At 38.8% G+C, this 12,168-nt stretch carries 12 protein-coding genes; 9 read left to right on the top strand and 3 right to left on the bottom strand.

The features are described from left to right. Window positions 1-132: 132 nt before the first annotated feature. On the top strand, window positions 133-1,338 hold the full coding sequence (locus H5203_RS19020) for an anhydro-N-acetylmuramic acid kinase (RefSeq protein WP_145239746.1): 1,206 nt from the start codon (window positions 133-135) through the stop codon (window positions 1,336-1,338). On the opposite strand, the gene H5203_RS19025 is transcribed toward H5203_RS19020, so the two are convergent. After that, on the bottom strand, window positions 1,335-1,829 hold the full coding sequence (locus tag H5203_RS19025) for a hypothetical protein (protein WP_145239743.1): 495 nt from the start codon (window positions 1,827-1,829) through the stop codon (window positions 1,335-1,337). The genes H5203_RS19020 and H5203_RS19025 overlap by 4 nt on opposite strands. 301 nt (window positions 1,830-2,130) lie before the next feature. Between H5203_RS19025 and H5203_RS19030 the strand changes: the two genes are divergently transcribed. From H5203_RS19030 to H5203_RS19045, 4 genes are all read left to right on the top strand, one after another. Then, a complete protein-coding gene (locus tag H5203_RS19030; protein WP_145239740.1) occupies window positions 2,131-2,607 on the top strand; it encodes a thioredoxin family protein in 477 nt (158 codons plus the stop codon). A gap of 4 nt (window positions 2,608-2,611) precedes the next feature. Next, complete coding sequence (locus tag H5203_RS19035; protein WP_182820136.1) at window positions 2,612-3,076, top strand: mechanosensitive ion channel family protein; 465 nt, start codon at window positions 2,612-2,614, stop codon at window positions 3,074-3,076. Window positions 3,077-3,147: 71 nt separating this feature from the next. Continuing rightward, window positions 3,148-3,741, top strand: coding sequence for a DUF4202 domain-containing protein (locus H5203_RS19040; RefSeq protein ID WP_182820137.1), 594 nt, complete (start codon window positions 3,148-3,150; stop codon window positions 3,739-3,741). 41 nt (window positions 3,742-3,782) lie between these two features. Continuing rightward, a complete protein-coding gene (locus H5203_RS19045; protein WP_145239731.1) occupies window positions 3,783-4,289 on the top strand; it encodes a zf-TFIIB domain-containing protein in 507 nt (168 codons plus the stop codon). Window positions 4,290-4,303: 14 nt separating this feature from the next. On the opposite strand, the gene H5203_RS19050 is transcribed toward H5203_RS19045, so the two are convergent. Together H5203_RS19050 and H5203_RS19055 are read right to left on the bottom strand one after the other, a co-directional pair. Continuing rightward, window positions 4,304-4,540 (bottom strand): hypothetical protein, encoded by a 237-nt coding sequence (locus H5203_RS19050; RefSeq protein WP_145239728.1) that lies wholly within the window; start codon window positions 4,538-4,540, stop codon window positions 4,304-4,306. Window positions 4,541-4,646: 106 nt separating this feature from the next. Then, on the bottom strand, window positions 4,647-5,027 hold the full coding sequence (locus H5203_RS19055) for a VOC family protein (RefSeq protein ID WP_145239725.1): 381 nt from the start codon (window positions 5,025-5,027) through the stop codon (window positions 4,647-4,649). A 165-nt stretch (window positions 5,028-5,192) separates the two neighbouring features. Between H5203_RS19055 and H5203_RS19060 the strand changes: the two genes are divergently transcribed. Genes H5203_RS19060 through H5203_RS19075 form a run of 4 tightly spaced genes read left to right on the top strand, consistent with a single transcriptional unit; the run spans window position 5,193 to window position 12,083 of the window. Continuing rightward, on the top strand, window positions 5,193-7,994 hold the full coding sequence (locus H5203_RS19060; protein ID WP_182820138.1) for an Ig-like domain-containing protein: 2,802 nt from the start codon (window positions 5,193-5,195) through the stop codon (window positions 7,992-7,994). 40 nt (window positions 7,995-8,034) lie between these two features. After that, the gene (locus tag H5203_RS19065; protein ID WP_182820139.1) at window positions 8,035-10,692 is read left to right on the top strand and encodes a TonB-dependent siderophore receptor; all 2,658 of its coding nucleotides are present in this window, start codon (window positions 8,035-8,037) and stop codon (window positions 10,690-10,692) included. A 12-nt stretch (window positions 10,693-10,704) separates the two neighbouring features. Continuing rightward, a complete protein-coding gene (locus tag H5203_RS19070; protein ID WP_145239716.1) occupies window positions 10,705-10,938 on the top strand; it encodes a hypothetical protein in 234 nt (77 codons plus the stop codon). Between the two features lie 38 nt (window positions 10,939-10,976). Next, window positions 10,977-12,083: a cytochrome-c peroxidase gene (locus tag H5203_RS19075; RefSeq protein WP_259401978.1), complete on the top strand. Its 1,107-nt coding sequence runs from the start codon at window positions 10,977-10,979 to the stop codon at window positions 12,081-12,083. Window positions 12,084-12,168: the final 85 nt, after the last annotated feature.

Here is a 12,168-nt window from a genome sequence, read left to right on the forward strand (position 1 = left end):
GGTAAGTTTTAAAGCATTTTTAACTTGTTTGCAATAATTATTCTTTCAATATTTAAAGTTAAGGTATAAAGTATTCTTTAGTTTGAAGTGAATGTACATTCATTAGTATTTTGATTTTTAAGGGTAAAAAGAATGCATCAGCATATATTACAACTGTATAACAGTGCTAAAAAACAACAAAGATTAATAATTGGTCTGATGAGTGGAACGTCATTAGATGGGTTAGATGTTGCATTGTGCAAAGTCTCAGGGCATGGCATGGACACCCAAATTGATGTGTTAGCCTTTGACACCGTTGATTATGATGATGACTATAAACAGAAAATAAAAACAGTATTTGCCAAGCGCGAATGTGATTTGGAGTTAGTTACTTTACTTCACCCTTGGGTGGGGCAATTACATGGCAAAATGGTATTGCAGTGTTTAGCTAAATGGAAAGTTGCTGCAGCTGATATTGATGTGATTGCAAGTCACGGGCAAACTATTTATCACTGCCCTAAAAGTCAGCATAGCCAGAGCGATTTTAATCATGGCACTTTGCAAATAGGTGATAGCGACCATTTAGCGGTTACGGCAGGTATTACCACGATTGGCGATTTTAGACAAAAGCACATTGCAGCGGGCGGAGAAGGCGCACCACTTGCGGTATATGGCGACTATTTATTTTTTAGCAGCTTAACTGAAAATCGTATATTACTGAATATGGGTGGCATTGCTAACCTGACTTTTTTACCACAATCTGCTGATGCGAGCGCTGTATTTAGCTCTGATATTGGCCCAGGTAATACCATTATGGACGCTTATATACAGCGTTATTTTGCGCCGCTTCATTATGACAAAGATAGTTTAATTGCCAACCAAGGCCAGATAAATCAGCCGCTGTTGGATGAGTTATGCCAAGATGAATTTTTTAATTTAGACTTTCCTAAGACGACAGGCCCTGAAGTTTTTAATTTGGCTTATTTACACCAAGCACAAACGACAACCAACACCCTACAGCTAAGCCACGAAGATGTGATGGCAACACTAAATCGATTTTCGGCGATGATGATTGCACAGGCTATTAATCAATGCAGTGAAAAATTAGCCGATGTTACAGTTTATGCCAGTGGTGGGGGAATACATAATCCACTGTTGATGAAGCATATTTTATCCTTGTGTCCACAGTTACATGAGATTAAAAACACCCATGCTCTAGGTATCGACCCAGATGCGAAAGAAGCAGTTTTGTTTGCGATTTTAGCAAACGAATGTTTAGTGGGTGGCCAGCAACGTTTTGGTAATCAAGCGCAGGGCATACCTACCATTACTATGGGTAAAGTCAGCTTTGCGGATTAAAATAATGATAAAAATGAACTACTAAAACTTGTCATATATTGGCGCAGTGAATGACTTTTAGAAACTAGAGCCGGCTCGTATTGTGGTATATAACCTGCGCCATATTCCTTGATTGCGACATCAAATTCAGCACTGTCTTTGAGGGTGGCATGTAAACCATGCAACATTAATTGCAGCACATATTCGTCGCTTTCATCACTGAGAGTTATTTTTTCAAGTGTCAGCGTTACCGTACCGGCTTCTATATCGCTCAGACGCAGTGTGTATTGCATAAAGTAACGTGCATCACGCGCTGCTATATGTGTTGCACTTAACGAAATAGTGTCGCCTTCATGCGCATCTTCAGGTAATACACAAAGCAGTGTAATTTCATGCTCTGCGTTTGCATTTAGATGCAGCGTATCGTACTCCATAGTATGTGCCATGGCAGCTGATAGCGGATCTTCAAAAGATTGCAGTGCAAAGTTCAAGCGCACTAAAGGAGTGGTCATTGAGGTCAGTCGTCTTTTCTAGGTTAATTAAATCGAATGGAAATTATCCTATAGTTTAATTGCAGATTTATGACTAATTGAACGTATTTTCATCATTTTTAACTTGGCGTGCTAAAACAATGCAGCAGCAGTTGTTTATAGGTAATATCAAGCTTATAAATTTTATAATAATAAATTTAAAATCCATTTTTAAATGTTTACTTAATAGCAGCAAGATTGGCTGATTTACAAACGGTAATAGCACTCGCAATAAACTGTGATTTGGGTATAGTCAACTTAATATAAATAGCCGAGAATTATCATGTTTAAACGAATAGCGCTCTTTTTATCAGTATGTTTAGTGCCGCTACTGTCTTTTGCTGTGGATAATAAGCCGTTTGTAGGGCAGATAAGTGCGGCTGATTTACTTAACGATCATCAGCAATTTTCCAATGAATATAATAACTTTGTGCCAACTGTTGCCGATACACAAGCCATGCAAACACTCAAAGGTAAAGATATTTTGGTGTTATTTGGCACTTGGTGTCACGATAGTCAGCGTGAAGTACCACGGTTACTTAAATTACTTGATAGCTCCAAGGTGGCATTGGCCAGCTTAAAGTTGGTCGCTGTCGGTTATGATAAACGCGATCCTGAAGGGATTGCAGCACGCTACCAATTAAAGTATTCACCAACGATTATAGTATTAACAGCAGGCGAAGAGCTTGGGCGGTTAGTTGAAAAACCAAAGGCGTCTATTGCTTCAGATTTAAGTCAATTTAATCCAGTAACAGAGTAAAAGTATGAGTGATCAAATTATTGCTGCTATTTTGGTATTTGTTGGCTGTATTGTTTTAAGTTTAGTTTTTCACTTGGCACTGAAGAAGGTTGAACGTCGTTTTGATGGCCATGCCGCGGAATCGTTTCGTTTAATTTCAAACTCACAAAAAGCGATTTTGATTTTTATTGGCACTATATTAGCGCTCTCTAAGCTTGATTTTGATGTAACTGGTTTAGTCGCTGGCTTGGGTTTAACAGGGTTTGCGTTAGGGTTTGCGCTTAAAGATGCAATTTCAAATCTCGTTGCAGGGATAATGATTGTGCTTTACCGTCCAATTAAATTAGGCGACAACATCGAGGTCGCGAGCTGTAAAGGTGTCGTGGGCGATTTAAACCTCAGATATATTACTTTACAGACCGATGGCTGTCGTCATTTAGTTCCTAATTCGCTAATCCTGAGTAATAAAGTCACAATAAATAACTCGTAATACTTTCAACTAGCTAATTACAAATGAGCTGATTAAAATAGCCTATAAATCTAAGAATGATGACTAAACTAATGTTTGAGCAAGTAATCGCGTTAATTGATGAAGCAAATAGCCAGGATCCTAATCAAGAATACTATGCAGGTAAAGTGTGGCCTAAAGAGCGTTTATATTCAGATCGTATGACGCAGATGTTAAACCGTTTTAAATCTGATGCTGATGAGCTAATGCATATTGCTGTGAGAGCACAGCACATAAAGCGTTGGTGTTCGCCGCGAAGTCACTTTCCAATGGATAAACAAGGCTATCATCAGTGGCGCAGTGCGTTGTATGTTTTTCATGCCAGTACTGTGGTTGAATTAATGCAGCAAGCTGGTTGTTCTGATGTTGATCAGCAACGAGTATATGCAGCGGTTGCGAAAAAACAAATCAAGCGTAATCCTGATAGTCAATTGGTGGAAGATATCGCAAGTTTAGTGTTTATTGAGTATTACATGTTGGCATTTGTGCAAACAAAACCAGACTACGATGAGCAAAAGTGGATTGGGATTTTGCAACGTACGTGGCAAAAAATGTCTACTGAGGCACATGACTTTGTGTTGGCGGGTAATATTACTTTACCAGCGCCGTTAGTACCGCTAATTGAAAAGGCGCTTGCACCGAGTTAATATCTCACTGCGATGAGTAATAAAATGCAAAGGAACTGGATATGCGCTGCCCAAGGACAAATATAGAACTCACTAAACTAATGGTCGGGGGGATCGAGGTTTTCTCATCCGCCAATGGCGGGGTATTTTTTGATAATCGCCAGATTTTTAATTTTAGTGATCCATCTTTAAAAAGAGCGCTGGTGCTTGCTGAGCACTTGGCTGCTTTACCTGACACAGACGTTGATTTAACGGCACGAATTAATTGTCCTAAGTGCCCGAGTATCGTGATGATGCGGCGCTTTTTTACACCTCTTCATGTGGTCGAAATTGATGAGTGCCCAAGTTGTGCGGGTATTTGGCTAGATCCAAAAGAACTTAATAAAATTCACGACAATCACTTAACAGCGAAAGAAAAACAATTACTAGTGAACCAGCAAGCCAATAATCATGGTTTTATACATTTTGAAATACCGACTAATCGATTTAGCCAGCGAGGTATTAAGAAAAACCACAACAAAAATACCGAGAGTTTAGTTGAAATCGCTTTAGCTTCGTTTTTGGACTAACTCTGCAGAGCAACTTAATCTTGGTTAAGTTGTTGTTTTACGTTTTGTACTTTCGCTAAAGTTTGCTTATCAACAACCACAGGCAATACCAATTCTATATTTTCTAATGTGGCGATGACTTGTGTTTTCAACTGTGTCTGCTGTTCAATTTGCATAACTTTAAGTGTTTCAGCGGTTTGTAATTTTACTTGTTCAGTCACTAGCGCTTCAGTTGGGCTTAGTAGCATCAATGTTAGTAGTAATGTATTCATATTAATCTCCTTATTTAAATTACCGCTAAGATAAGGAAATTAGATGACAGTTGCGTGTGGCTTATATTGCTACAAAGTTAAACTTTAATGCTGTTTTGATGAAGAGCTAGGCTTGTACTAAGCAGATCAAAGTACCTTCAATGGCTCGTACGTAGGCATAATATTGAGTTCCTCTACAGCTAGGGGGGCAAAGAGGCTCTGCGCCAGCAAGCACCGCTTTATCGTAACTTTCACTGAGATTAGTACAGCTAAAGCGCAGCTCAAAACCTAGCGCTGGTTGCTTTGGGTGAGCGCGTATATAACCTTGTTTAAAATGGGCTTGAGCAGATGGGTGATTTGCAAACGCTATTTTGACAGCACCTGTTGCAAGCTCACCATATTCGGCATTATCACTGATTGATGAGGTACTCAAGCCAAATGCTTGATAATAAAAGTCTAAGGTTTCTTCAACGTTATCAACGTAGATTATTTGGCTTATGTATTCCATTAACACCTCTTTGAATATATTTAACCTAATAATAGATGATTATTTTGTTAACACTTAATAATTTATTTAATAGCTTGAATAGTTTTTGGAATTTCAATTGTTAATCATATTGCAAATGATAATTCTTTGCATTATGATCCCGGTAATTATTAACGGGGAATTGACATGAAATTAAAACTTTTATCTATTGCGATTAGTGCAGTAGTGCTCGCTGGCTGTGGCTCTAGCGGTGAATCGAACTCAGCACCAACATTTTCACAAGCTCAGTATTCTGTATTTTTAAATGAAGATGCTAGTGCAAGTTTATTAGTGAACGCCTCTGATAAAGACAATGATAGTTTGACTTACTCTCTAGCAAATGCTGCGAGTAACGGTTCGGTCTCAGTAAGTGCTAGTTCAGGCGAAGTGATTTATACGCCTGATACAAACTTTAATGGAGAGGACTTTTTTGCAATAACGGTATCTGATGGCGAAGATACAGCGACTACAACTGTCAGTGCAACTGTTGCAGCGATCAATGACTTCCCTGTCATTACCATGGATAAAGTTCAGGTTAGTGGTGGAGAAGTTAAAGTTGGTCAAGTTAGCGCCAGTGATGTTGACGGCGATACACTCACTTATTCTATAACAAAACAACCATTTAATGGCGAGCTCGTTATAGACGCGCAAAGTGGAGAATTAACTTATACCCCTTCAACATTAACAAATGCCATTGATAGCTTTGAATTGACCGTAAATGATGGAAATAATGGTGTTGTAGCAAAAACGCTAGAAATAGCCACTAACTTGGCAACTAATGCTGACCGTGCTTACTATTATTATGCTTCTGAACAATCTCATCTTAAACGTTCTGAAGTTCTTGCTGCCAATATCGAAAATGATATTAATCTTGGTGGTATCTATACAGCTTTAGCTACCGGATACGCTGAAGCAGGGTTAGATAATGAAGTTGAACGTTTCATCACTGCTGACAGTATTATTCGTGATGACCTACGTGCTGTTGCACTTGTTAATGTTGCAAATCAGTACAATTTGCAAGGTAAACTTGAGCGAGCAAATGAGCTCCGCTTAGAAGCGAGTAATTTGTATTCGCAATACATCGCTGCCAAAGGCATTTCTGCATTTGCGGTTGAAGATCAAGATTTCTTTTATGAGCTTGCTGATTCTTATTTAAATGCCGGTGAGCCTGCACTTGCACTACAAAGCTATAATGTTTTAGATATATTATTAAGTTCAGCCCTTAAAGCCGAGCAAACAACACAAGCATTACGGCTGTTCTTTGGTTTTAGAAACTCAGTTGATGAAGTGATAGCAACATGGCAAACCAGTCGAGAGCAAGCTGATTTTGACTATGCGCTTAGCATGGCCGACAGGCTTTATGAATTTGCTAACATGATAGGTTACCGATACGTATCGAATGACCGAAATGGTAATGAAGGAAAACCTTATTTTAGTACCCGCCAAGTTGCATTAGGTGATGTGGTTGAAAACTATCGTTTACTAGGGCAACTTGATAAAGCTAAAAGTGCGCTTGCTGATGCACTGGCGCTTCATGGTGTAGTCAATTATGACGAAGCTTATACCCGCGAAAAAGATGAATATGCTGACGTTACAATGGTCGAATATCCATTTGGCTTGATAAACTTTGCAGGGTCCTTTGTAAACTTATACCCAAATTTAGACTTAGAAACGAGCTTTTTAACCCCATTTGAACAAGGAAGTACATATTACGATTGGGCTAAGGAAGATGCTGAAGACGCGCGGTTATTTGCGTACGTTAGAAATATTGAAGATGCAGATGAAAGCTTAGCGTTAATTTTGGCCGCAAAAGATGATAGCGATCTAAGACGATTATTTACTAATATCATTGCGTTTAATAGTTCAAATCCTGGTGGCTCACGTATTTTAATCGACCAGGGGCGCTATGCTGGTGCTGCAAAGTATATCGCGGAAGGCTTGAAATTATTGAGTTCTGAGCAATATATAGCGCAAAACATTGGGGATCAAGTTTTCGTAACAGGTACTACTGGGTGCCAGCTATTGCTTGAGCAACTGTTCGAAGTTATTCGTTTAACTGGCGAACAAAGCTATCGAGAGCAAGCGAATAAAACACTGACTACATGTCGTGAAATATCACTAAATAACTATGCACAAGTCAATGGCACAGAAGTAACAAAAGAGGATGTCGTTGCTTCGAGTGTTGATCTTATTAAATACCACAACCCATTGGGACAAAATGAAGCCGCCACGCCACTTATCGAAGTAGCTAAAAGCTTTTTAGCAACTTATGGTGAAGAAGATCTTGCACGAAAGGTTTCAGATACAGGCCAATTAGCTGCTGCGTTTGGTAAAGGTGGCCAATTTGAATTAGCAAACCAATACTATTCAGACTACGCAAATCTAATTAAACAAGTTGAAGAGGCGGTGACAGTAGACAGCCAGTTTGCAGTGACACAAGATTTTTTTGATGCATCAAGCCGAAGCACTTACAACTTTTCGCAGTATTACCGAACGCTAAAATCACAAGCCGGAAGAATCAATAATTACCAGCAACTTATTAGTGATGCAACGGCAATTTGGGTTGATTTGATTAATTGGAACATCAATCGGTTGGATGAAGCTTCGCTACAATTACAATTACAGTATTACCCTGAATTCGCTAATCAATATTTAATGTTAGGTCAATTTGATGCGGCATTAGCATTAAAAGATAAAGCCGCATTAGGAGTGGTAGAGCATGACTCTATAGTTACAGATGTCATTAATTATCTGAGTCAATATGATGCTTTTACAAGGGTGACTATCGCGACAGTTGATACTGATAATGACGGTAAGGCTAACTTCTTTGCACCTTATGCTAGTGATGAAATGATTGCTCAGTCTGGCATCGAACTTGATTTAGACAGTGATGGTGACGGTGTAAATGATGACGCTGACACTTATCCTTTGGATGAGACTCGTCAGTAAAATGAATATACGATATTTTACTTTTGGGCTGCTCAGCATAATGCTGAGTACGCCTGTATCCTCAGCCGAACCAAGTGAACAGCTTGAGAAAGAAATCACAAAGAGTCGTTATGAAACTTGTGAGAAAAAAGAGCCAGATTGTATTAAAAACATTGAAGTAATAGAAGTGAGGGGGCAGCAGCCAAATCCAATTTCAGTGAGTAGTCAAGGTGTGTATACCTTAAATAGAAAAATGATTGAAGATTATCGTTTTGGTAACGGTAATTTAAATGATTTGTTGGGGATTTTGCCAGGAGTTCAGTATGGCGAAGCTGCTTACTCAGCCGAGCAAGTAAGTAATATTAAACCATCTGAAGTGTCTATTTCTGGAACTGAAGGTAAGGCAACCGCTTATTTAATTGATGGTGTATCGAATAACTCTAATTTAAACAATCAACTAGGGAATACCGATAGAAACTTGCTGCAAGATGTGTCGGGGCATAGCCAAGAGTTATTTCTTAATCTTGATTTAGTTGAGAGTATTGAGGTTTACGATAGCAATATTCCCGCTAAGTATGGCAATTTTAATGGTGGTTTAGTGCAGGCACAAACGCGTAAAGCAAGGGATGAGGTTTCGCTTGGGATTAGCTACCGGCAAACAGCTGACGACTGGGTGGATTATCATAATTTTTATGCTCCAGATTTTGATGGCTCAGACACCTTAGATAATGCCGTGTTTCAAAAGCGTAGTTTTAGTACTCATATCGCGGCACCTCTGACAGATAAGCTTGGAGTGATTGCGCAATTTCAATATTTAAAGTCCCAAGAGTCACTCGAACAATTAGGTCATTTACGTTTACAAGAGCAAACTAATTATAACGGCATGGTTAAGTTTGATTATGCTGTAACCACCAATGACGATATTTCATTTAATTATTTATATGCACCTTACGAAGGAAATTACTTTGATGTTAATGCCATAAATAGTGATTACACAGTGAAAGGTGGGGGAAGTACCGCCATTTTAACCTGGCAAGCTAATCGTCATTGGGGCTACATGGACTCGCAAATTAGTTGGCGTAGCAGTAGAAACTCAAAAGATGCTAGTTCAGCTTGGTATAACTGGATAAATATTCCTGGTAAAAACTGGGGTGATTATGATGGCTCAATGACGAGCAATGAAGGTGGTTTCGGTGATATTACCAAAACACAAGAAACCTATACAGCAAAGCAAGATTTCGAACTCCCATTAGGGGAAGTATTGTTTGCAGACTCTCAGTTATCACTGGGTTATGCAATAGATCATCAGGTTTCAGTCTTTGATCGTTTAGAAAACGCGACTATTTATAACGGCGCTATCGTGTCACCTATGATCGATTGTGCCGGGTATCAAATTGACTGTGTTGAAACTGTTTTCAACCAGCCGATAGCTGATATTGAAGCTGAATTAGGTCGCCCTTTGGATTTGTCAAACGGAGATGATTTTTTATTGTATCAAAGCAACATAAGTCAGACTGGGCAGTATTTTCAATATCGACAAACTACACCAAAAGCACGAGCTGAAGCCAGTGTGAATAACTTTTCAGCTTATGTAGAAAATGAATTTGAATGGCAACAATATTTATTAACAATTGGTGCCCGGTATGATTATAACGACTTTTTTGAAAACCATAATGTGGCTCCAAGATTACGAGGTAGTATCTCGTTGTTTGAAAATACCGGTAAATTTATTTTTGGTGCAAATCGATATTACGCAAGCGATGCAATCAATTATAAGCTTAATGAAGCTATGGTACCTACGTTTACAGAGGTGAGAGCGATTTATCAGCACCGCCCACAACAATGGCAGGCCGAGTTATCTAATCGTGGTTACCGTTATGTTTATAAAGATTTAAAAACACCATACAGTGATGAGCTTTCAGCAGTATATCGTCACCAAGTACTAGGTGGGACGTTAGAGTTAAAATGGTTATACCGTGAACAGCATGAAAGTATTAACCGCGTAAAAGGAACAAATGAGTTAGGGGAAGCAATTTTATATGGTGCAAACTCTGGAAGTAGTGAATATCAGCGTCTTAGCTTATCCTGGATGGCTACTTTTGATACTCAGCACGTTGAGTTTAATGTTTCTCACGCCAGTAATACAACAAGTGCAGAGCAATTTGATGGTAGTACGCAAACCTATGTCAACAGCACTGATTACTTCTTAAATTTTTCCTATGACGATAATGAGTTAGTTTATATTAGAGGTGATAATTATGACTTAAATAGCCGTGAAAACGATTCGACATATAACTTAATGACACGACATGATATGGAGCTAGAAAAGCAAGACTTTAATCGCCCAATTATTGCCAATTTGAGTTGGGGTGGGCGTTTTGATAATTGGCAACTATCAGCTTATGCCCGCTTTAATGGTGAGCAAGATGCTATTTACGCCACAGGAACAACTCAATCGATAAAAGAGGCGACATCTATTTGTGATGGCTGCTCACCAAATCGTCGAGAATATCCAGTTTACCGCATAGAGAAAAGGCCTAGTTTCTGGTTATTAAGTGGCAGTGTAAAGTACACACTGGCAGTCGCACGTGATTATCGAGTCACTTTAAGCTTTGAAGGCGAGAATATTTTAAATAAACGTACGTATCAAGTGAGCCCTTATAGTACAGGGGTGGAGCTAGGACGGCGTTTTTGGTTAGGCCTACAACTTGATTATTAAGAGGATACAATTATGACAACCATTTATGCTTTAGCGCTTATAACAACGCAACTATGTTATGACGCAAGTGCTGATACACACGCAATTAAATTTGAAGAATTTTTTGAAGGTGCTACCGAATTACAAGTGGCGCGCCAAGAAGAAAAAGACCTCTGTATTGACCTTAAAAGTCATCAATTAGTAAGCGCAAAACGACTAGTTGCAACTGATGAGCGTGTTTTTTCAATTGTTGAAAGTAACAAATGACAAAAGCACGGCAACTATTTATAGTTTTTATTGTAGGTTTGGTTTTTAATTTACATGCTGAACCTATTAACTTTTTACAATTACGTGCACAGTATGAACAAACCTCAGAAAACTGGCCTGAGCCTTGGCTTGAAGAGGGAGTGGAACATAGTGAAATAGGTGCATTAACTGAGGTGATATTTCCAGTTGAAAACCCCTTTACCATAGCCAAAATGAGATTAGGTGAAGCTCTATTCTTTGATCCTATTTTATCTCGATCTGGACAAATAGCATGTGCAAGTTGTCATGACCCTGATTTAGGTTGGGCAGATGGAAGGAGAGTTTCGTTTGGTCATGATCGTCAAGTAGGTCAGCGAAATGCACCTAGTATTGAGAATGCTGCTTTATGGCAAAGCTTGTTTTGGGATGGTAGGGCTAGGTCGTTGGAACAACAAGCGTTAATCCCTATTCAAGCTGGTAATGAGATGAGTTTGACTATTTATGAGTTGGAATTGAAATTAAATAGCACTTATCAATATAAACAGAAGTTTAAACAAGCTTTTGCTAAGGAATACATTTCTGCTGAAGATGTTGCTAAAGCATTAGCGACATTTCAGCGCACTATTCGTTCACGAAAATCTGATTTTGATTTTTTCTTGCTTGCAGCAAAACAATCAGACCCTAAACGTAAGCGTGTTTTATCGCAAAAGTTAACAGATCAAGCTTTGTGGGGGATGCATTTGTTTAGAACCAAAGCGAGATGTATAAACTGTCACTCAGGCTCTTTGTTTTCGGATAATAAATTTCATAATATAGGCCTGACATACTATAAAAGGGAATATGAAGATTTAGGTTTATTTAACTATACTGGAAACCCCGCTGATGTTGGCAAATTTAAAACACCGAGTTTACGTGGAGTGATGAATACAAAGCCTTGGATGCACAATGGTTTATTTATCAGCATGGCAGGTGTAATAAATATTTATAATGCTGGTGGGGTCAGAATATTAAAAGATGAAAATGATGTGTTTTCGCCAGAAACATCAACTTTATTAAAGCCTTTGGCGCTAACACAAGATGAAAAAATGGCGTTAGAGGCATTCTTGCACTCAATCACAGCCCATCCTGCAAATGGACCTCATTTTTCATTTTTATCTGAAAGCTAAACAAAAAACCTTGTAAGGGCGTGCCCAACAAGGTTTAATTTTTACAGCTTACAGCTTACAGCTTACAGCTTACAGCTTACAGCTT

The sequence above is a fragment of the Pseudoalteromonas sp. SG41-1 genome, assembly GCF_014164575.1.
Classification (GTDB): domain Bacteria; phylum Pseudomonadota; class Gammaproteobacteria; order Enterobacterales; family Alteromonadaceae; genus Pseudoalteromonas; species Pseudoalteromonas rhizosphaerae.